This window comes from Paenibacillus oryzisoli, from assembly GCF_050467285.1.
Lineage (GTDB): Bacteria > Bacillota > Bacilli > Paenibacillales > NBRC-103111 > Paenibacillus_E > Paenibacillus_E oryzisoli_A.
Genome location: NZ_JBCMUN010000005.1, coordinates 208872 through 229324 on the forward strand (window position 1 = coordinate 208872; position 20453 = coordinate 229324).

Below are 20453 nucleotides of genomic sequence, written 5' to 3' on the forward strand. Positions count from 1 at the left end.
CAAACAGTTCGCCTATTCGCACCCTTGGGTTCCTCCCTTCTTCCTCTGTCCACGGCGCCAGCGGCGTAAACTTAAGGCGCTTTCAATTCCTCCGCGCTCGGCGCCTTCGCCATCATTACCGGATGCGGCGCATAAAAGTCCTTGTACAGCAGCTCGTTCTTGCCATCGTTTTTGTCAGCGAACACTTTGACGAGCAGGCCTTGCAGCCCTTCGCTGCGCTTCACATCGCCTTGTCCAACCAGTGAGAAATCCGTGAGCACAATTGTTTCAGGCGCAAAAATTTCACTGCTGACCGTTATTTTCGGCGCTTTCCATTCCGCTTTTGGCTTGCCGTTCATCGTTACAATCGGACTGTCTCCGTTGTAGACGATGCCGACGGTTACCGGAAACCCGAGCGAGTTATAGAACGTTAGGTCCCGGCTGTCCTTCTGGAAATCCACATCAAAACCGGATGACGCATAGCTGGGATTATCCTGATGCGGATACCGTTCACCCACATGCATACCGGCTCTGACGGCTGCTTCATACAGCAGCCCGGCCACATGGGAAAGCTCGTCGCTCTTCGGCTCAGGCGCTTTCCCTTTAACAGCTTCCTCCAGCCACGCTTGAAAAGAGAACAGCTTGCCCGGCTCCAGCTTAATGAGCCCGACCTGCTCCAGCCACACTTTCTCGTTCGCATTCGCCGCAACTTTGCTTTGGGCTTGCGAGAGGACCTGCATGCCTGCCGTCTGTGCAGGTGTTGGCGAAGCTGCCGGTGCCGCCGATGGCGCCGGGGTGGCTGCTGCAGTCGGCGCTGCGCTTGGCGCTTCCCCTTGCTTGCTTGCTGCCGTCGGCTTCGAAGCAATCGTCGCATTAGAAGCGACTGCCACAGCTAGTTTATCATTCGATTTCCAGAACATGATCGTATTCAGATTCGTGCTGGCGTTCCATTCGATGATTCCGGCTGCGGATAAACCGTATACCGTTCCGGCACCCACCACGCCGATGAGAAGCGCCCATTTAATCGGCTGCACGATGAAACTTTTTCTGCGTTGTCTCATAGCTTACCGTCCCTCAAACCTCGACATTTTCCCGCCCGTTTCGGTGGGATGCCTCAAATATAGACGGTATCTGTGGCAACGCAAATCATACAGATTGTTTAATTCAAAGTACCTAATGCATAACAAGTAAATCATTAGCCGTGATTGCCAATGAACGGCATTTTCCGGGCTTTTCCCGTGCATTTCGGCCTACCGCCCATGTCTGAACGGCTACATGACACCTCCGAGCTACGTCTAGGGCACAGGCTGAGGCTAGTCCTTCCGCCGTGCGCGCTCCCGTCCACGATCAGGCAAATGCACACGCGTGCGTAAAGCAGAAAGCGACATTCCCTTGAAAATCGCAAGAAACTTGTAAAATCAGGACTTTTCAGCAGCTACGGAGCAAGTCCATCGACAAAATGTGCAGATCCGAGCACGTCTTTAACCCTAGATCACTTGGGTATCCCATGCGCAACAGTGCGGAAAATCCTTCGCTTCACAACGCAGGTACACCGCACAGCCCTCTCTAGCAAAAAAATCAGGCCATCCTCCGGTAGACAACGCTACCTTCAGACAGCCTGATTTCATACACGTACGACACGTGCGTTATCATCAATATGCTTATTAAATGGCCCCCAATACGCTAAGAATTAAAGACGCTTTCGAATTCACCTTCAGCTTGCGGTTAATTTTCGTGACATAGACGCGCACCGTATTTTCGCTGATACCCAGCACCTTGCCGATCTGCTTGTAATCGTAGTCAAGCATCCAGTAGGTCGCAACTTCCTTTTCCCTATGCGTCAGCTTGAAACCTTTGAGCCGCTCCTCGAGCATCTCTTCGACAAACCAGGTTTTGCTCTGCAGCTCCGTCTTCCGCAATTCGTACTCCAGCAGAAGCGCAATCGACTTGATGCAAGGGTACATGAACGGCGCGGAAATCGGCTGAAAAGCCGTCAGCACCAAATACCCAACGCCCAGCTGTTCCGCATTATGGATCGGGACGCACATCGTCACCCAGTTCTGCATCGTATCGAGGTAATGGTCCTCGGCGGCGATATAGACCGGACGTTGCAGTTCAATGGCGGCGGACACCGCATTCGTCCCGGCGCTGGAGAGCGAGAGCGATGAACCGATCCCAATATTGTTCAAATTCTCAGCCTGTCTCATCGAGCGCTCGTCACCGCTAATCGTCAGGATCACACCGTGATTATCCGTCACCATCAGCAAATTTGGAAAATAGAACGTGTTCGTCTTCAGGTAGGCCAGCTTTTGAATAATGTCCATCAGGGCTTGATTTTTGGCGAGCAGCCGCTCCATCATCTTTCCCTCCACCCGAAAACGAACCCGTGTAGAATCTCGCTGAACGCCGCTCAGAAACGATTTTTCATGAAGCTTGGCAATCTCCTGTTGCGAGATGCTGACTTTCTCTGTAAATTCATTCATTTGCATCTCTTCAGCTAAACTTTGCACAATCCACTTCCTTTCCCAAATTTGATCGGATTTGCCGGCATCGTCCCGGGAGAAAAGCACGATGTTCGTCAAATGCCGCAGCCACCGCCGTACCCCTACAAAATTATGTATATTTCGAGCATTTGACACTTACTATAATGCGCAATGCGCCTCTCTTGAAATAGTGCAAAGGTAGTAATTCTGCGAAGATAGTCGACTTGTACTACAAAGATGACAGCGCTTACCTCATCATAGATAGGAAGATGGAAAGACTCTCGTATCCGCCATAGGTCTATGTAGGGATTCTTCCGACAGGATTCGCAGGAAAGGACAACAGCTAAATTTTTACCAATATACCCTAACCAAATTTCACCTCCTGCATACTGTATAAGATAAACTTATTGGTTTTCAAATAATTTTTGATAAATCACCTATATTAGCCCAGGAGGCGGAAACCATGACGCTACTTCGCGCGATAGAGCAGACCTTCTGCTCCCTGAAAAGTCCGACGCAAGACGAGTTGAAACATGCCCTGCAAGCCATTGAGGACCAATTGTATGCTGCACCTGACTACAAAACCGAACCAACCCAGTTCCCTTACGGCCGCAATGTCATTTACCAGACTCCGGAGCTGGAGGTGATCGTCATCCATATCCCACCAGGCAGCGCAACGGCCATCCATAACCACGGCACCTCCGTAGGCGCCGCCTATGTAGCCGCTGGCACGATCATCAACTCCAAATTCCAGCTCGACGCCTACGGCTACCCAACGCTCGAGAGCGACGACGTGCTCCAACAAGGTGACTATTTTATTGCACCGCGGGATCAAATTCATCAAATGACCAACCCGTTCCACACCGCCGCGGTATCGCTGCATGTCTACAGTCCGCCGCTGTCGAGCGTCACCCGCTATCTCCCTTACACTGAAGTACTCGACTATGTTATCTAAAAAGAAAAACCCTCTGCTGCTCCCGCCACAAGGACGGGAACGAACAGAGGGTTTCTTACTGCTTAGAATTGCAGAGCAGCCTCGATATAAGCTTTCAATTCGGAGATCGGCATGCGCGTTTGCTCCATCGTATCGCGGTTCCGCACCGTTACTTGACCGTCTGTCTCCGACTCAAAGTCGTATGTGATGCAGAACGGCGTACCGATTTCATCGTGACGGCGGTAGCGTTTGCCGATGGAACCTGTATCGTCGTAATCGACCATGAAGTGCTTCGCGAGATCCGCGAATACCGCTTGCGCGCCGTCGTTCAACTTCTTGGACAACGGGAAGATTGCCGCTTTGAACGGCGCGAGCGCCGGGTGGAAATGCAGCACCGTGCGGCTGTCGTCGCCTTCCAACTGCTGCTCTTCGAACGCATCGATCAGCAGCGCCAACGTTACGCGGTCTGCGCCGAGCGAAGGCTCGATACAATAAGGTACATAGCGCTCGTTCGTTTCTTGATCGATATAGTTAAAGTCCTCACCGGAGTGCTCCATGTGCTGCTTCAAATCGTAATCCGTACGGTCGGCGATGCCCCAAAGCTCGCCCCAACCGAACGGGAATTTGTATTCAATATCCGTTGTCGCGTTACTGTAGTGGGACAGTTCATCATCGCTGTGATCGCGCAGACGAAGATTTTCTGCCTTCGCGCCTAGCGTCAGCAGCCAGTTGTGGCAGAAGCTTCTCCAGTACTCGAACCATTTCAGGTCCTCACCCGGCTTGCAGAAAAATTCAAGCTCCATTTGCTCGAATTCGCGTGTACGGAACGTGAAGTTCCCCGGCGTGATCTCGTTGCGGAAGCTTTTGCCGATTTGGCCGATACCGAACGGCAGCTTTTTGCGCATCGTGCGCTGTGCATTTTTAAAGTTGACGAAAATCCCTTGCGCCGTCTCTGGACGTAAGTAAACGACGTTGGAGCTCGCTTCCGTTACGCCTTGAAATGTTTTGAACATCAGGTTGAACTGACGAATGTCCGTGAAATCTTTGCTTCCGCAATCCGGGCACACGATGTTATGCTCGACGATCAATTTCATCATGTCGTCAAAGCTCATGCCGTCCACGACGATCTCGATGTCCTTCTCCGCCAGCTTGTTCTCGATCAGCTTATCTGCGCGGTGGCGAGCTTTACAACTTTTGCAATCGATCATCGGATCGTTGAAGTTGCCCACGTGACCGGATGCGACCCATGCCTGCGGATTCATCAGAATCGCTGCGTCCAAGCCTACGTTGTACGGGGATTCTTGGATAAATTTTTTCCACCAAGCGCGCTTGATGTTGTTTTTCAGTTCCACGCCTAACGGGCCGTAGTCCCAAGTATTCGCCAGACCGCCGTAAATTTCAGAACCCGGGAAAACAAATCCTCTGTGTTTCGCTAATGCCACTACTTGATCCATGGTAACGCTCATTGCTTCATTCTCTCCTTCAAAATTAAAATGGTGTCCCGCCGCCTAAGCCATGAGAGCAACAAAAAAGCTCCACATCCAAAGGCACAGAAACATGCCTAGGGACGAGAGCTTACGCACCCGCGGTTCCACCCTAGTTGATACGCCTAACGCAAGCGCATATCCCCTTTATCGAATTGGCTCCGGATCGCCTTTTCCGTGACCTTCATACCGGGCTTTCACCGCCCCCGGCTCGCTGGGATTGAAGGGATCAAGTACTTTCTATCCTTCACAGCCATAACTTTCATGCAATTGGGCGCGATTTGATCGCGCATTGGTCTTAATTTACCAAACTCCGCGCAAAAAATCAATCCTAGTACAAATGCGGACGCCGGTCTTCAAAAACCGGGATTTTGCCGCGCACGCGAACGACTTCTTCCAAGTCAACGGATGCCCGCAAAACCGCTTCGCTTTCGTCCCCTTCCACCACGATCTCGCCCCAAGGGTCGATCACCATGGAATGGCCGAAGAAATTCGTCGTTCCGCTTGTGCCGACGCGATTGCACGATACTACGTACATCTGGTTCTCAATCGCTCTTGCCATGAGCAGCGTACGCCAGTGATGCAATCTTGGGTGCGGCCATTCGGCCGGTACGAACAAAATTCGGGCGCCGTCCAGCGCCAATTTCCGCGCGAGCTCCGGGAACCGGATGTCGTAGCAGATCATCGCGCCGGCCGGCACACCTTCCAGCTCAAAGCGTCCAAGCTGATCGCCGCTATGCAGGAACTTCTCTTCATCCATCAAGCGGAACAGGTGGATTTTAGAGTATTCAGCGATCTCCTTGCCTTCGCGATCCCAAGCAAAAATCGTGTTCAGCACGCGATCTCCTCGCTTCGCCGCAATCGAGCCGCCGATAATATTCACCCCGTGCGTCCGGGCAAACGCGCTCAGCAGCGCCTTCGTACGCTCCCCGTCCGGATCGGACAGCTCTTGAATACGGTCCAGCGCGTAGCCGGTATTCCACATTTCAGGAAAAATAATGACGTCCGGCTTTGGCGACCCCGCCACCGCTTCGTTCAGCAGCTTCTCCAGGTGGGCGAAATTCGCATCCGGCTCACCGATCGCAATGTCCATTTGCAGGAGAGCGAGGTGTAAAGCTTGAGTTTCAGACATAAAGATGAGCTCCTTCTATGACGAGAAATATATGTTGTATTTTATTCGAAAAAGAAGAAGAACACAATCCTTACGCTGGCCCAGCAGCGGACAGTACCGCCTCATGTAAAATAGACCGCAGCTCACGAATCTTCGTGTTTCTGCCATAATGGACGGCATTCGTCAGAAATACGACGCTTAAGCCGCGTTGCGGCTCGATCCACAGACTCGTTCCGGTGAAGCCCGTATGACCGTAGCTGCCCGCAGGCCAACTCAATCCGCAGCTAGGCACAAACATCGGATCATGAATAACCTCCCAGCCAAGCCCGCGTCCGCGAACCGGATGCGCTATCGCTTCTCGCATTAGCCATGGAGGCATGATCGTCAGACTCTCGGGCGATAACCACCATCTGGCATAACGCGTCATGTCATCGGCTGTCGCGAACAAGCCCGCGCTTCCGGATACGCCGCCCAGATGGAAGCTGTTCTCATCATGAACTTCCCCCCGAATGAAGGTGTCGTTGACAGCTTCCGTAGCCGCCACGCGCGCTGTCATTTCGGGTCCGGGATTAAAGAGAGCATCACGCATGCCAAGCGGATTGAAAATATGCTTCTTCACGAGTAGATCCAATGACTCGCCAGCTATTCGTTCAACAATCGTCCCGAGCAGAATCATGCCAAGATCGCTGTACCGCATCTCTTCCCCGGGCTGAAAAGTCAGCTCTTTTTCAAAAATTTCCGCGAGAATCGTTGGTCGCTTTTCATGCCGCGATCGGTAAGGGATACCAGCCGGCAGACCGGAAGCATGCTGCAATAAGTGGCGCACACTCACTTGCGCGTGGCGGAATGCAGGCAAATATTTTTGCACGGGATCATCCAACGAGATGCTGCCTTGAGCCGCTAAAAGGAGAATCGCCGGCAGTGTTGCGGTCACCTTCGTTAAGGAAGCAATATCAAATAAGGTATCCAACTGGATCGAACACGGCTTCGTCCCATCCGAATATGAACCGTACGCTTTTTGGAATCGCCTGCTTCCCGGCAATATAATGTCCAGAACAGCACCCGGAAGCAAACCCTCCTCCACCCAACTTTGCACCAAGCGATCCACTTGGCTGTACATCTCTTCACTTTGTAGCATGAGCAACATCCTTTATCGTTTATTACGGCTTAAACGCCTTCGACTGCCCTCTCGCGATGCTCAGCGTTTGCCAGTCCTGGGACGACCAATGTTTGCACAGGAACACGATTTGCCCGACATGATAGCCGTAATGCGACACCTGGCGCTGAATCGCCTGCACCACGCTATGCTTCTCCCCGCGAATCGTCACTTCACGTAGGACATCGTCTGGCGTTAGAGAATGGAGCGTGTCGAATAGAATCTTCCAGCCTTCCTCCCACAACGCCAGCAGTTCCGCTTTGCTCGCATGGCCGCCTTCAAACTCGCCGTCCCGCTCCCTGTCAGGCTTTTCCCCGTCGGAGGTCAGGAAGTCCGTCCAGCGCGAGCGCATATTGCCGTGCATATGCTTGATCAGCACTTCCAACGAATTCGACTCCGGGTCGATCGTCTGATTGAAAAACGCCTCGTCCGTCTGCGCAAAGGACTTATCTCCCAGCTTTTTCATACTCTGAAAAGCACGTATCGATTCCAGCAAAAACACTTCAGCAACGTTCGTCTGATTTGGCACAGTCATCTCTCCCTTATCCCTTGTTTTCTTATTGTAGCGCTGGAAGAAAAAGATGTGAAATCGAATCTTTTCATCTACTATGAAAAAAAGATTTATTAGAACGAGACTTTAACAATAAAAAGCACCCTGAATAGGATGCTTGCTAACAAAATTTACTTTTTATAAATGACAAGTGCCGTATAGTTTTGATCTGGATACACGCCATTCTCGGCGTTCGTGCTAATCGTTGTGGGAACGCTGTTGTATTTAATATCAATAAGCTTTCCATCTGCAAGCTCGGCTACAAATTCATCAATCTCTTCACTTAGATTCATAAAATTTTTATTAATGAATCCTTGCACCTTATAGGCCATCACCAATCACCTCCTAGCTATATTTTCCAATATAGGCCAACGCTTGTCACCTCAATTTTTAATAAAGAAGTATATAACACATCCCCTATGAAAAAAACTTTAATCATGTTACATTTAGACTATTGATAAAATCCCGACCTTCGGAGTGTGAATTAAACTGTGTCTAACTTAACCAACATACCTAGCGCGTTTGCGATCGAGCCTGCTCAGCGAATGAAAGGGTTGCCTACTCAATTTTTTGCTACCCTCGTCAAAAAAGCGAACGAGCAAATTGCCGCAGGCCATGACGTCATCAATCTAGGCCAAGGAAATCCCGACCGTCCGACGCCTCCCCATATCGTAACCGCCATGCAGGAAGCTTCGGCGAACCCGCTCTACCACAAATATCCGCCGTTTACCGGATTCCCGTTCCTGAAGCAAGCCGTTGCGCAGCGCTATAAGGAAGATCATAACGTAGATCTGGACCCAGATACGGAGGTAGCGATTTTGTTCGGGGGCAAAACAGGGCTCATCGAAATCGCGCAGTGCCTGCTCAATCCCGGCGATGTGTGCCTCGTGCCGGATCCCGGCTACCCGGACTACTGGTCCGGCGTCGCGCTGAGCGATGCCGAGATGGCGTTTATGCCGCTGCGCGAGGAGAATGGCTTCCTGCCGGACTACAGCCAGCTCAAGCAGTCCGACCTGGACCGCGCAAAGCTCATGTTCATCAACTACCCGAACAACCCGACGGGGGCGACGGCTCCGGCTTCTTTTTATGAAGAGACGGTATCGTTTGCGCAAAAGAACGGCGTTGTGGTCGCCAGCGATTTCGCCTACGGCGCGATTGGCTTTGATGGGCAAAAGCCGATCTCCTTCCTCTCCACCCCCGGTGCGAAGGAAGTTGGCGTCGAATTCTATACGTTGTCCAAAACGTATAACATGGCCGGCTGGCGCGTCGGCTTCGCGCTCGGCAACAAAGAAGTTGTCCGCCTGATCAATCTGATTCAGGATCACTACTACTGCTCGCTGTTCGGCGGCATCCAAGTCGCCGCAGCGACAGCGCTGACCGCCTCGCAGGACTGCGTCACTGAGCTGCGCGACGTCTATGAAAGCCGCCGCAACGCGCTGTACGCTGCGCTGAAGACGATCGGTTGGGAAGCCACTCCATCCCAAGGCTCGTTCTTCTCCTGGCTGCCCGTGCCGAAAGGCCACACGTCACAAAGCCTCGCCGACCTGCTGCTGCAGGAAGCCAAGGTTGTCGTGGCACCGGGCGTCGGCTTCGGAGAGCACGGCGAAGGCTATGTGCGCCTCGGCCTGCTGTCGCCGGAAGCCCGCCTGGAAGAAGCCGTTCAGCGGATCGGCAAGCTGCATTTATTTGGCTAATCGCGCGTGAAACAGGCCCTTGCTGCTTTACAAAGGCTTGAACCGCGTGCTATCCTTATAAGAATCCAAAAACGAAGAATGCGAATTCTTCCATATCACCATTGTTATGATGGGAATAGTAGGACCGTGCCGCACGTAGCCAGGGAGTAAGCTCCACCGACTGAGAGAGCTTGCCGTGAACCGTTCCGAACCCGCCCCTGAACCGTCAACGAAGAGTTGAACAGTGCCCTACTGTTACCAAGGGAACTTGAGTTGGGTGCAGCCATGTCTACGGGCCTGTTTTGCGCCAAATTAAGGTGGTACCGCGGAAGCAACAGACTTTCGTCCTTATGTATGAGGACGGGAGTCTTTTTTATTTACATAGTCATTACGAAAGGAATGGGAAAACAGTGTCCTACAGAATCGTCGTCAAAATCGGCTCTTCCTCTTTAACTTCAGATACGGGTGGCCTGAATCCCGATAAAATACGGTTTTTCGCTTCCGAGCTGGCGCAGCTCCAGAAAGCTGGCAACCAAGTGCTGCTCGTCACCTCCGGCGCCGTCGCCGCAGGCTTCACCTCCCTTGGCTACCGCACACGGCCCAAGGTGTTGCACGAGAAGCAGGCCGCCGCAGCGGTCGGCCAGGCGCTCTTGATGCAGGCGTACCATGAAGCGTTTGCGTCCCACGGCATCTCCGTGGCGCAAATTTTGCTCACCCGGTACGACTTCTCCAACCGCAAGCGCGTGCAGAACGCGCTGATGACGATCGACGAGCTGCTGCAGCGCGGCGTCGTGCCGATTATCAACGAGAACGACACCGTCTCGGTGGATGAGCTTAAATTCGGCGACAATGACACGTTGTCGGCGCTGGTCGGCAATTTGGTCAAAGCGAGCAAATTGATCATCATTACCGATATGGACGGCCTGTACACGGACGATCCGCGCAAAAACACGAACGCGCAGCGCATCGAGCGCGTGGACGCCATCAGCGACGAGCTCTTCGCGTTCGCTGGGGGCTCCGGGAGCGCGGTCGGCACCGGCGGCATGCGCTCCAAGGTTGAGGCCGCCCGCATCGCGATGCGCGGGGGCGTACCCGTCTTCATCGGGCGCGTCGTCGAGCCCGAGGATCTTGCCCATGCCGTCGACGGCACCGGCAAGGGAACGTATTTTGACACGGCGCTGAACAATCTGCCGGTCAAAAAGCAATGGGTCGGCTTCCACTCGCTGCCCCAAGGGCAAATCCTCGTGGATGCGGGCGCCGAATCGGCGCTGGTCCACGGCGGTAAGAGCCTGCTCCCGGCCGGCATCACGGGAGCGACTGGCGACTTCCACCCCGGCGACGTCGTCGAAGTGGTCTCGAGCGAAGGCTCGCTCCTGGGCCGGGGTGTCGTGAACTACGCCGCTTGGCAAGTGCAAGCGGCCGCCGGTCTCTCGACCGACGAAGTACAAAAACGGGTCGAGGTCACGCGCATTGAAGTGATCCACCGGGACGAGTGGGTGCCTTTAACATGAGACAACAGCGATTACTGAATCCAACGCTGCGGGATGTTCCCAACGACGCGGAAGTGGCGAGCCACCGCCTCATGCTGCGTGCAGGTCTGATCCGCCAGCTGTCCAGCGGCATTTATTCCTACCTGCCACTCGGCCTGCAAGCCTTGCATAACATCGAGCGCATCATCCGTGAAGAAATGGATCGCGCCGGCGCGCAAGAGATGCTGATGCCGGCACTGCATCCTGCTGAGTTGTGGCAGGCATCCGGCCGCTGGGACGTGTACGGTCCAGAGCTGATGCGGCTCTCCGACCGGCATGGGCGGGATTTTGCCCTCGGCGCTACGCATGAAGAAGTCATTACAACCATTGTCCGAGATGAAATTTCTTCCTATAAAAAGCTGCCTGTCACGCTTTACCAAATCCAGACGAAATATCGCGACGAGCGCAGACCGCGCTTCGGCCTCTTGCGGGGACGCGAGTTTCTCATGAAGGACGCGTACTCGTTCGACCGCTCTGCGGAGGGGCTGGACGCCAGCTATCAGGCGATGTATGACGCGTATACGCGGATTTTTGATCGCTGCGGACTGACGTTCCGCGCGGTTGAAGCGGATTCCGGCGCCATCGGCGGCACGGATACGCATGAATTTATGGCGCTCGCCGATATCGGCGAGGACACGATTGTTCACTGTCCGGCGTGCCACTATGCGGCGAACTTGGAGAAAGCGGTTGGTGTGCTGCCCCAGGCGGAGAGCGTGACGGACAACGGCACTGATTCGTTGGCGCCGATATCCGTCAGCACACCGCAAATCACAACCATCAAACAGCTCAGCCAGTATTTGAACATGCCGGCGAGCCGCATCATCAAATCCATCGCGCTCAGCGTCGATGGCGCTCCGGTCATCGTGCTGCTCCGAGGTGATCTCGAGCTGAATGAAATTAAAGTGAAGAACGCGTTAGGCGCATCTGACGTTGCTATGCTCTCTGACGAAGAAATACGGCGCATTGGCTCCGTGCCTGGCTTTATCGGACCGCTCGGCCTAGCGCAAGCGCAGGTGCGCCTCATCGCCGATGATTCGATTCAACGGCTGACCGGCGCGGTCATCGGCGCAAACGTCGCTGACTATCACTACACCGGGGTTGACGCCTCGCGCGATCTGGCAGGCGTCACCTACCACGACCTTCGCAATGTCAGCGAAGGTGAGAACTGCCATAGCTGCGGCGAGACACTCGCCTTCGCCAGAGGCATCGAGCTTGGCCACGTGTTCAAGCTCGGCACCAAATACAGCGCGCAGCTCGGCGCGACCTTCGCGGACGAACAAGGCGATGTGCAGCCGTTTATTATGGGCTGCTACGGCATCGGCGTCTCCCGCGTGCTGGCCGCAGTCGTCGAGCAAAACCATGACGAGCACGGCATCGTCTGGCCGGCTGCTATCGCGCCATACGGCGTACATCTGCTTACGGTACAAACGCAAAATGCCGAGGCGATGACGCTCTCGGAAGAGCTATACAACCGGCTGCGGCAAGCTGGCCTTTCAGTCCTTTGGGATGACCGAGACGAACGTCCCGGCGTCAAATTCAAGGATGCCGACCTGCTCGGCATGCCCTTTCGCTTAACCATCGGTAAAAAAGCCGCTGACCGCATCGTCGAATGCAAAAACCGGCGCAGCGGGGAGCAAATTGAGCTCTCTTTTGAGCAAATCGTCGCTTACTGCCAATCACATCTCAATCAGGAGGATTCCCTATGAGTGAAGTCGTACAAAAATCCAAGCTTGCCAAAGTGGCCGCCGGGTCGATGGGCACCTTGACGACGCAGCAAAAAAACGAGGCGCTGCTACTCATGGCAGACGCCCTTGTCACCGAAACGGCGGCAATCATTGCCGCGAACGCCAAAGATTTGCAGCGCGGCCGTGAACTCGGCACGAGCGCTTCCCTGCTGGACCGCCTCATGTTGAACAAATCACGCATTGCGGCGATTGCCGAAGGGCTGCGCCAAATCGCGGAGCTGCCGGACCCTGTCGGCGACACGCTAGAAACGTTCGACCGTCCGAACGGGCTGCGCATCCACAAAATCCGCGTGCCGCTCGGCGTCATCGGCATTATTTATGAAGCGCGTCCGAACGTAACCGTCGATGCTGCCGGCCTCTGCCTCAAAACCGGCAACGCCGTCGTGCTGCGCGGCGGCTCCGCTGCCCTGCATTCCAACGAGAAAATCGTAGAAGTGCTGCACGGTGCCCTGGAGCGTTCCGCCATTCCGGCGAATGCGCTGCAATTGATTTTGAATGCCGACCGCAGCTCCGTTGACGAAATGCTCAAGCTGAACGGCCTCATCGATGTGCTGATCCCGCGCGGCGGCCATTCGCTTATTCAAAATGTTGTCAATAACGCCTCAGTCCCGGTCATTGAAACAGGCGCAGGGGTATGTCATACTTTTATAGATGAAAGTGCTGATCTGGCGATGGCGATCCGTATTGCGATCAATGCCAAAGCGCAGCGCCCTTCCGTCTGCAACAGCATGGAAACGCTGCTCGTGCATGAAGCTTTTGCGGCGAAGCATCTGTCTGCCGTTGCTGAAGCTTTCCGCGGAGCCAACGTTGAATTGCGCGGCGATAGCGAGGCTTTGGCCCTCGTGCCAAGCATGAACGAAGCCGTCGATAGCGACTGGGGCACGGAGTATGGCGACTACATTTTAGCGGTCAAAGTCGTGTCTGGCCTGGATGAAGCGTTAGAGCATATCCGCACGTACGGCACCATGCATTCCGAATGCATCGTCACCGAAAATGCGGCGAACGCCGAAAGATTCTTGCAGGAAGTCGATGCGGCTGCCGTGTATCACAACGCGTCCACTCGTTTCACGGACGGTTTTGAATTCGGTTTTGGTGCGGAAATCGGCATTTCCACCCAGAAGCTGCACGCTCGCGGTCCTATGGGACTGCCAGCTCTCACATCAACCAAATACCGCGTTTATGGCAGCGGCCAAATTCGCGAATAATAAGCTCAACTAAAAGGAGGTAGCCCTATGTCTTTACAACTCTCTCAAGCCAAAATCGCCTTCGTCGGCGCAGGCTCTATGGCTGAAGCGATCGTGCGCGGTCTGATTCAGACCGAAGTTGCGCAGCCAGGCAACATTTACATGATGAACCGCTCCAATCAAGACCGCTTGGCTTACCTGCGCTCGGAATATGGGCTGAACGCCTCCTCCGATTTGCAAACGAAAGAAGACTACATCGCCGGCGCCGACATTATCGTGCTGTGCATGAAGCCGAAAGACGTGGAATCCTCCTTTGCCGAGCTTCGCTCGCAGCTGCGTGAGAATCAGCTCCTCGTCTCTGTCATCGCAGGCCTGTCCGTTGCGAAAACGGAAGCTTTGCTGGATACCCGCATGGGTATCGTGCGTACGATGCCGAATACGTCTTCCACGATCGGCTTAGGTGCAACAGGCATGAGCTTTTCGTCCAATGTGAACGAGACGTATCGTGGACTGGCGATTCAAATGTTTGAAGCTGTCGGTATCGTGAGCGTCGTGGACGAAGACAAACTGGAGATCGTCACCGGCGTATCTGGCAGCGGCCCGGCTTATGTGTACTATTTTATGGAAGCGATGACCCAAGCCGGCATCGACGGCGGCCTCTCCCTGGAGGATGCAAAGCAGCTCACGCTGCAAACGGTGCTCGGCGCTGCCCATATGGTGCAGCATACGAATGAGGAACCGGCTGAGCTTCGCCGCAAGGTTACTTCACCGAACGGCGCGACAGCCGCTGCGATTGAAGCGCTCGACCGCTTCCAGTTCCGCGAAGGCATCATTCAGGCGGTTAATCGTTCCGCTGAACGCTCCAAAGAAATGGGCGAGCAAATCGCCGCGGCCAGTACGGCCGGCAAATCCGTATAAAGCAGGTGAAGATTGACCATGAGTGCTTATTGTTTGGCAACGTATCGGAGCTTCGACGAGAAGGCCGATTTTCATAAAAAAGCGCTGGGTATCGCCGTCGGACTGACGGTCGGTTCCTGGACGGAGCTTCCCGAAGCGCAAAAAGCAAGCATGGAGAAGCATCTGGGCAAAGTGGTCTCCGTTGACGTACACGAGCCCGCTGCCGGTGAAGGGCTCTCGAGTCGGTATGCGGACATTACGATCGCGTATCCGGATGTAAATTTTAGCCGCGACATTCCGGCGCTTCTCGTGACGGTGTTCGGCAAACTGTCTATGGACGGCAAAATCAAACTGATCGACATCAAGTTCTCGACCGACTTCCTCGCAGGCTTCCCAGGGCCGAAATTCGGCTTGCAAGGCGTGCGCGATCTGCTTGGCGTGCAGGATCGTCCGCTGCTCATGAGCATTTTCAAATCCGTCGTGGGCTACGAGCTTCCAGCGCTGCGCGAGCAGTTTTATTTGCAAGCTGCTGGCGGCGTTGATCTCATCAAGGATGACGAGATTTTGTTCGAGAATCCGCTGACGCCAATGGAAAAACGCATTGCCGTCTGCCTCGAGGCCGCCGAGCAAGCGTCGAAGGAAACCGGCCAGAAACTGCTCTATGCCGTCAACTTGACGGGACCAACGTCTCAGCTCGCTGCCCGTGCGAAACGTGCGATCAGCGAAGGCGCAAACGCCCTGCTGTTTAACGTGCTGGCTTACGGCTTCGACGTTCTGCACGAACTGAGCACCGATCCTGAGATTAACGTACCGATCATGGCCCATCCGGCCATGGCTGGCGCTACGTATCCGTCGCCGCATTACGGTATTGCCGCATCTGTGCTTTTGGGCAAATTGATGCGGATCGCCGGCGCGGATCTCGTTCTCTTCCCTTCCCCATACGGCTCCGTCGTCATGCCGAAGGAAGAAAATCTCGCGATCAAGCAAGTGCTTTTGACGCAAAATTTGCGTGATGATTACAGCTATCAAGCCGGGGCTGATGCTTCCTTGAAGCTGGCAACGAGCTTCCCGGTACCGTCCGCTGGCATTCATCCGGGGATTGTTCCACTCATCCTGCGCGATTTCGGCACGGACGTGATCGTCAACGCGGGCGGCGGCATCCACGGTCATCCGATGGGGACGATTGCCGGCGGCCATGCGTTCCGTCAAGCGATTGATGCGACGCTGCAAGGCATTCATTTACGCGATTACGCCCTTACACATCCAGAATTGAAAGCAGCCATAGACACTTGGGGGATTAAAGAATGAGCAAGGACCGCATCATTTTTTGCGATTTTGACGGCACCATTACGGTGAACGATAATATCGTGGCGATTATGAAGCATTTTAAGCCTGAGGGCTGGGATAAAATTGTAGACGACGTCATCGCTCAGCGCGTCTCGATTCGCGAAGGTGTCGGCGCGATGTTCGCTCTACTGCCAACGGCGCGGAAGAAGGAAGTCGTTGATTATGCCATCGGGAACGCCGTCATCCGCGACGGTTTCAAAGAGTTTGTGGCGTACTGCCGCGAACAGGGCATCAAGCTGCTGATTACAAGCGGAGGCATCGATTTCTTTATTTATCCGCTGCTAGCGCCGTTTGATATCCCTCGTGAGCATATTTACTGCAACGCCTCCTCCTTCGAGGGGAGCACGATTGAAATTTTGTGGCCGAACGCGTGCGACGACCAATGCTCGAACGATTGCGGCATGTGCAAAACGAGCATCATCCGCTCGTACGATGCCGATCGCTACGAACGCATTATTATTGGAGACAGCATTACGGATTTTGAAGGCGCCAAGCTTGTCGATACGATTTTTGCCCGATCGCATTTAATCGACCGATGTGAACAGCTGGGGTATCCGTACTATGCTTTTGATACCTTCTTCGACATTATGAAGCAATTGGAGGCTGAACCGGTTCTATGACGATTCGATTGGAAGATAAACAACGCGCTTATGCCGAACTGCGCGACATTAAAGCAAACCTCGCGGCACGCGGATGGTTCCCGGCGACAAGCGGCAACTTGTCCGTGCGGGTGGGGGATTTTGAACCGGGGGCGTTCACGTTCGCGATTACGTCCAGTGGGAAAGACAAATCCGTGTCTACACCGGAAGACTTTCTGCTGGTGAACGAGAAAGGTGTCGCTGTCGAAGCGACGAGCCTCAAGCCATCTGCCGAAACGCTGATTCACAGCGAGATTTATCGCTTAACCGGTGCAGGCGCCATTTTCCACGTACATACGGTGTTCAACAACCTGGCATCCGAACTGTACGCGGAGCGCGGCTCCATCCCGGTTGACGGTGTTGAGCTGATCAAAGGCTTCAACATCTGGGAAGAGGAAGCGCAGATCGAGATTCCCATTCTGCCGAACTACGCGGAAATCCCGCGTATCGCCGAACTCGTCGAAGGCGCGCTCGTGCCGCGCATTCCCGGCATCGTGCTGCGCAAGCACGGCATTTACGCTTGGGGCGCAAATGCGTTCGAAGCGAAACGCCATCTGGAGGCGTTCGAGTTCCTTTTCGAGTATGTGTATCGCCTGCACCTGCTGAAGAAATAGAGGTTGTGTAACGCGCTCGGCCCGGTTTTGCGGGTCGGGCGCTTTTGCTTTTTGGGAAGTATCCCTTTTACTCAGGTCGAGCTTCCCGCTGCGGGGCTTGCTCGTACCGCATAGGCTGTCTGCCTTAACATGCACATGCTACTCTACTCTATTCTACTCTACTCTACTCTACTCATCTCACCCACCAGCCAGATAATCAGCGTGTGCCCACTTGTCGTTCTCCTCCACACACATACTACTTTTTTGTACTTCACTCACTCACTCACCACATGATCAGTCGTTTGCCCACTTGCCACCCTCCTCCACACACATGCTACTCTTTTCCTCTTCATCTCACCAACTAGCCATATGATCAGCCGATTGCCACTTACCATCCCTCCGTCTGCTTTCAAATTACTGCTTCCCCACGCCCTTCAAGCGCCCCGTCTCACTCACCTGCAAAAAATACAGTAAATTTCCCCAAAATCACGTTTTTTGCGATAGTTACTGCAAATCGTACATCTAATTTGATCATCTACATCGAAATTTGGCCGAATATCCCTGTCTCGAGTAAAATTAACTGCACAAAATACAGGATCTTCGTCCAAATCACCCCATTCGGCCAGAATTACCTGTACTAAATACATCTTCTATCCTGAGGCAAGGAGAGGAGGCTTGTGGTCGGGCTTGTGGTCGGGCTTGTGGTCGGGCTTGTGGTCGGGCTTGTGGTCGGGCTTGTGGTCCGACTTGTGGTCGGGCTTGGGTCGGGATTGTGAGCGGGCTTGTGGTCCGACTTGTAGTTCGGATTGGTGATTGTACATGTGGTCAGCCCTGCGAATGAGCCTGCGCTTAGGCTTGTTATTGAGCTTATACCTGAGCTTGTAGTCCGACCCGCGACGGGACTCGTGTTCGCCCAATGACAAAGCTTCCACCAGCCCCCCAGCAAACGCAAAAAACGCCACTCCCCCGCTCCATACGGGGAGGTGGCGTCTTCGGCGTCCTCGGCTTCTTCACTTTCCTCCGGCTTCTACGCCGTCCTCAACGCCGCTACCGCGACTGCCTAAACCGCTGCGCGTATTCCTTCGCCTGATCCGGCGTGGAAACCCGATTGCGGCTCCAATCGAGCAGGATCCGGTCAATGTACCGGAAGTGTACTTTGCCGGCAAATACGGCCTCTTTCAGCGCCGACAAAATGAGTTCTTCCTTGTACTGGTCCCTGTCCAGCCAATTGGAGATAGTCTCCAGCTCCATCGGGGTCAACGGCCGCGCGAATTCGCTCTCGAACGCGGTAAAAATGTTCCGCGCCGTCTTCTCCTCAAACGGCGCTGACGGCCGGATCGCGGCCATCTCTTTGAGCTGTTGCTCGGCTACCCGCTTCGCCAGCTTGAGATAGAGCGGCTTCAGGTTATACACTTCGCTGATCAGCCGCGTCGCTTCGTCCGTCTTCTCATCAATCGTGATAAACTGCTCGTGAATCAGCTTTTGCAAGCTGCCAATGACCGACTCGGGCGCTGCCGACATGCGCGCTTGAATTTCCTCAATCGTCGGAAAGCTGTTTTTCTCTTTATCGACGAAGGCGATCAAATGAATGAGCGTCATCACGTCGATCTCACTCAGCTGCATCCCGCGGTAATGCTTGAGGAGCAAACCGGGAACCGAAACCGTTCCCTCCTCCAAGCTGCTTAGCAGAATAGCTTCCGCTTTTTGCTGTATATTCATTGCACTGCTCAACCGCCGCTCCCCCTTTCTCCCCTCACATTCATAGCATCATGACGCTGCACGCGCCAAGGAGACTCCTGTCAACCGGCGAGTCCGCTTGATTAAGGGTACAAACGGTACAGCAAGCGTGGGAACGGAATCGTCTCCCGCACGTGATCCAAGCCGCAAATCCATGCGACTGTGCGCTCCAGGCCAAGGCCGAAGCCAGAATGCGGCACGGTGCCGTATTTCCGCAAATCCAGGTACCACTGATACGCTTCCTTCGACAAGGAATGCTCCTGGAACCGCTGCTCCATCAGCTCCGGATCGTCGATCCGCTGGCTGCCGCCGATAATCTCGCCGTACCCCTCCGGTGCGATCATGTCCGCGCACAGCACAACTTCCGGACGTGAAGGATCTGGCTTCATGTAAAAGGCTTTAATCTCCGTTGGCCAATGCGTAATGAACACCGGCGTCTCATACTGCGCGGCAATCGCCGTCTCGTGCGGAGCGCCGAAATCTTCGCCCCATGCGAACTCATGCCCGTTCTTTTGCAGAAAATCAACCGCTTCGTCATATGTAATCCGCGGAAAGCGCCCCTGGATCTTCTCCAGCTTCGACGTATCCCGCTCCAGCGTCTCCAGCTCAGCCTTGCAGTTCGCCAGCACCGTCTGCACAATGTGCGAAACAAATTGCTCCTGAACCTCCAGGTTCTCTTCATGGTTCACGAACGCCATTTCCGGCTCGATCATCCAGAATTCGATCAAATGACGGCGCGTTTTCGATTTCTCCGCACGGAACGTCGGACCGAAGGAGTACACCCGGCCCAAAGCCATCGCCGCGGCTTCCATGTACAGCTGCCCGCTCTGCGTCAGGAACGCATCCTCATCAAAATACTTCGTATGGAACAAATTCGTCGTGCCTTCACACGAAGACGGCGTTAGAATCGGCGGATCCACCAGATGAAAGCCGCGCTCATTGAAGAACTGCTGCACCGCCTGGATGATTTGCGCTCGAATCACGAGCACTGCACGTTGACGCGGCGAACGAATCCACAGATGGCGATTGTCCATCAGGAAATCGACCCCGTGCTCCTTCGGCGTAATCGGATACTCTTCCGTAAGCTGAATAATCTCCACGCCCGTCACGTCGAGCTCGAAGCCGCCTTTGCTGCGCGTGTCCTCTTTGACCTTGCCAGTGACGTACAGGGAACTCTCCTGCGACAGTTTGGAAGCGGCTTCCCAAGCCTCCTCGCTGACTTCGCTTTTCGCGACGACACCTTGTATATATCCCGAACCGTCTCTAAGCTGTAAAAACTGGATTTTACCGCTCGACCGTTTCTTGTTAAGCCAGCAGCCGATTGTCACCGATTCGCCGACATGATGCTTGACCTCGCTGATTGTACACTTCATTCGCATGCTACCTCCTCATACTTAACCTCTTTCTATTGTA

The 20453-nt window shown here is 54.3% G+C and carries 18 protein-coding genes; 9 read left to right on the plus strand and 9 right to left on the minus strand.

Annotated features, from left to right (window positions below; genetic code table 11):
* Positions 1 to 71: 71 nt before the first annotated feature.
* Together ABE504_RS06655 and ABE504_RS06660 are read right to left on the minus strand one after the other, a co-directional pair.
* A complete protein-coding gene (locus ABE504_RS06655; RefSeq protein ID WP_430086178.1) occupies positions 72 to 1040 on the minus strand; it encodes a VanW family protein in 969 nt (322 codons plus the stop codon).
* Between the two features lie 603 nt (positions 1041 to 1643).
* Positions 1644 to 2561 (minus strand): LuxR C-terminal-related transcriptional regulator, encoded by a 918-nt coding sequence (locus tag ABE504_RS06660; protein WP_430086180.1) that lies wholly within the window; start codon positions 2559 to 2561, stop codon positions 1644 to 1646.
* 364 nt (positions 2562 to 2925) lie between these two features.
* Here ABE504_RS06660 and ABE504_RS06665 point away from each other — a divergent pair, with 364 nt between their 5' ends.
* Positions 2926 to 3417 (plus strand): cysteine dioxygenase, encoded by a 492-nt coding sequence (locus ABE504_RS06665; RefSeq protein WP_430086183.1) that lies wholly within the window; start codon positions 2926 to 2928, stop codon positions 3415 to 3417.
* 62 nt (positions 3418 to 3479) lie between these two features.
* Here the strand turns inward: ABE504_RS06665 and ABE504_RS06670 are convergent, their stop codons facing one another.
* The 5 genes from ABE504_RS06670 to ABE504_RS06690 all read right to left on the minus strand — a co-directional run bounded on the left by ABE504_RS06670 (position 3480) and on the right by ABE504_RS06690 (position 8029).
* Positions 3480 to 4862 carry a glycine--tRNA ligase gene (locus tag ABE504_RS06670; RefSeq protein WP_430086185.1) on the minus strand — a complete coding sequence of 461 codons (1383 nt, stop codon included), beginning with the start codon at positions 4860 to 4862 and terminating at the stop codon, positions 3480 to 3482.
* Positions 4863 to 5211: 349 nt separating this feature from the next.
* A complete protein-coding gene (locus ABE504_RS06675; RefSeq protein ID WP_430086187.1) occupies positions 5212 to 6012 on the minus strand; it encodes a carbon-nitrogen family hydrolase in 801 nt (266 codons plus the stop codon).
* A gap of 70 nt (positions 6013 to 6082) precedes the next feature.
* On the minus strand, positions 6083 to 7129 hold the full coding sequence (locus ABE504_RS06680; RefSeq protein ID WP_430086189.1) for a serine hydrolase domain-containing protein: 1047 nt from the start codon (positions 7127 to 7129) through the stop codon (positions 6083 to 6085).
* Positions 7130 to 7151: 22 nt separating this feature from the next.
* A complete protein-coding gene (locus ABE504_RS06685) occupies positions 7152 to 7676 on the minus strand; it encodes a DUF1572 family protein (RefSeq protein ID WP_430086192.1) in 525 nt (174 codons plus the stop codon).
* Positions 7677 to 7828: 152 nt separating this feature from the next.
* A complete protein-coding gene (locus ABE504_RS06690; RefSeq protein WP_430086195.1) occupies positions 7829 to 8029 on the minus strand; it encodes a sporulation protein Cse60 in 201 nt (66 codons plus the stop codon).
* Positions 8030 to 8188: 159 nt separating this feature from the next.
* Between ABE504_RS06690 and ABE504_RS06695 the strand changes: the two genes are divergently transcribed.
* The 8 genes from ABE504_RS06695 to mtnB all read left to right on the plus strand — a co-directional run bounded on the left by ABE504_RS06695 (position 8189) and on the right by mtnB (position 17324).
* Entirely contained in the window at positions 8189 to 9391 is a 1203-nt protein-coding gene (locus tag ABE504_RS06695) for a pyridoxal phosphate-dependent aminotransferase (RefSeq protein ID WP_430086197.1), read from the plus strand.
* 389 nt (positions 9392 to 9780) lie between these two features.
* The gene (proB, locus tag ABE504_RS06700; protein WP_430087407.1) at positions 9781 to 10881 is read left to right on the plus strand and encodes a glutamate 5-kinase; all 1101 of its coding nucleotides are present in this window, start codon (positions 9781 to 9783) and stop codon (positions 10879 to 10881) included.
* Positions 10878 to 12605, plus strand: a complete 1728-nt coding sequence (locus tag ABE504_RS06705) for a proline--tRNA ligase (protein ID WP_430086200.1) — start codon at positions 10878 to 10880, stop codon at positions 12603 to 12605. Before proB ends, ABE504_RS06705 begins: the two co-directional genes overlap by 4 nt.
* Positions 12602 to 13849: a glutamate-5-semialdehyde dehydrogenase gene (locus tag ABE504_RS06710; RefSeq protein WP_430086202.1), complete on the plus strand. Its 1248-nt coding sequence runs from the start codon at positions 12602 to 12604 to the stop codon at positions 13847 to 13849. The genes ABE504_RS06705 and ABE504_RS06710 overlap by 4 nt, the downstream gene beginning before the upstream one ends.
* 27 nt (positions 13850 to 13876) lie before the next feature.
* Complete coding sequence (gene proC / locus ABE504_RS06715; RefSeq protein WP_430086205.1) at positions 13877 to 14746, plus strand: pyrroline-5-carboxylate reductase; 870 nt, start codon at positions 13877 to 13879, stop codon at positions 14744 to 14746.
* 18 nt (positions 14747 to 14764) lie between these two features.
* Positions 14765 to 16033: a 2,3-diketo-5-methylthiopentyl-1-phosphate enolase gene (locus ABE504_RS06720; RefSeq protein ID WP_430086207.1), complete on the plus strand. Its 1269-nt coding sequence runs from the start codon at positions 14765 to 14767 to the stop codon at positions 16031 to 16033.
* Positions 16030 to 16692, plus strand: coding sequence for a 2-hydroxy-3-keto-5-methylthiopentenyl-1-phosphate phosphatase (locus ABE504_RS06725; RefSeq protein WP_430086210.1), 663 nt, complete (start codon positions 16030 to 16032; stop codon positions 16690 to 16692). The genes ABE504_RS06720 and ABE504_RS06725 overlap by 4 nt, the downstream gene beginning before the upstream one ends.
* Entirely contained in the window at positions 16689 to 17324 is a 636-nt protein-coding gene (gene mtnB, locus ABE504_RS06730) for a methylthioribulose 1-phosphate dehydratase (protein ID WP_126140491.1), read from the plus strand. The genes ABE504_RS06725 and mtnB overlap by 4 nt, the downstream gene beginning before the upstream one ends.
* 1026 nt (positions 17325 to 18350) lie before the next feature.
* On the opposite strand, the gene ABE504_RS06735 is transcribed toward mtnB, so the two are convergent.
* Together ABE504_RS06735 and asnS are read right to left on the minus strand one after the other, a co-directional pair.
* Positions 18351 to 19034: a DnaD domain-containing protein gene (locus ABE504_RS06735; RefSeq protein WP_430086213.1), complete on the minus strand. Its 684-nt coding sequence runs from the start codon at positions 19032 to 19034 to the stop codon at positions 18351 to 18353.
* A gap of 89 nt (positions 19035 to 19123) precedes the next feature.
* Positions 19124 to 20419 carry an asparagine--tRNA ligase gene (asnS, locus tag ABE504_RS06740; protein ID WP_430086217.1) on the minus strand — a complete coding sequence of 432 codons (1296 nt, stop codon included), beginning with the start codon at positions 20417 to 20419 and terminating at the stop codon, positions 19124 to 19126.
* Positions 20420 to 20453 lie beyond the last annotated feature (34 nt).

Excerpts from the sequence above, each read along its gene's own strand:
- ABE504_RS06670 (WP_430086185.1), bottom strand. The coding sequence starts at position 4,862 with ATGAGCGTTACCATGGATCAAGTAGTGGCATTAGCGAAACACAGAGGA.
- proC (WP_430086205.1), top strand. The coding sequence starts at position 13,877 with ATGTCTTTACAACTCTCTCAAGCCAAAATCGCCTTCGTCGGCGCAGGC.
- ABE504_RS06655 (WP_430086178.1), bottom strand. The coding sequence starts at position 1,040 with ATGAGACAACGCAGAAAAAGTTTCATCGTGCAGCCGATTAAATGGGCG.
- ABE504_RS06665 (WP_430086183.1), top strand. The coding sequence starts at position 2,926 with ATGACGCTACTTCGCGCGATAGAGCAGACCTTCTGCTCCCTGAAAAGT.
- mtnB (WP_126140491.1), top strand. The coding sequence starts at position 16,689 with ATGACGATTCGATTGGAAGATAAACAACGCGCTTATGCCGAACTGCGC.
- ABE504_RS06690 (WP_430086195.1), bottom strand. The coding sequence starts at position 8,029 with ATGGCCTATAAGGTGCAAGGATTCATTAATAAAAATTTTATGAATCTA.
- asnS (WP_430086217.1), bottom strand. The coding sequence starts at position 20,419 with ATGCGAATGAAGTGTACAATCAGCGAGGTCAAGCATCATGTCGGCGAA.
- ABE504_RS06675 (WP_430086187.1), bottom strand. The coding sequence starts at position 6,012 with ATGTCTGAAACTCAAGCTTTACACCTCGCTCTCCTGCAAATGGACATT.
- ABE504_RS06680 (WP_430086189.1), bottom strand. The coding sequence starts at position 7,129 with ATGCTACAAAGTGAAGAGATGTACAGCCAAGTGGATCGCTTGGTGCAA.
- ABE504_RS06725 (WP_430086210.1), top strand. The coding sequence starts at position 16,030 with ATGAGCAAGGACCGCATCATTTTTTGCGATTTTGACGGCACCATTACG.
- ABE504_RS06705 (WP_430086200.1), top strand. The coding sequence starts at position 10,878 with ATGAGACAACAGCGATTACTGAATCCAACGCTGCGGGATGTTCCCAAC.
- ABE504_RS06710 (WP_430086202.1), top strand. The coding sequence starts at position 12,602 with ATGAGTGAAGTCGTACAAAAATCCAAGCTTGCCAAAGTGGCCGCCGGG.
- ABE504_RS06720 (WP_430086207.1), top strand. The coding sequence starts at position 14,765 with ATGAGTGCTTATTGTTTGGCAACGTATCGGAGCTTCGACGAGAAGGCC.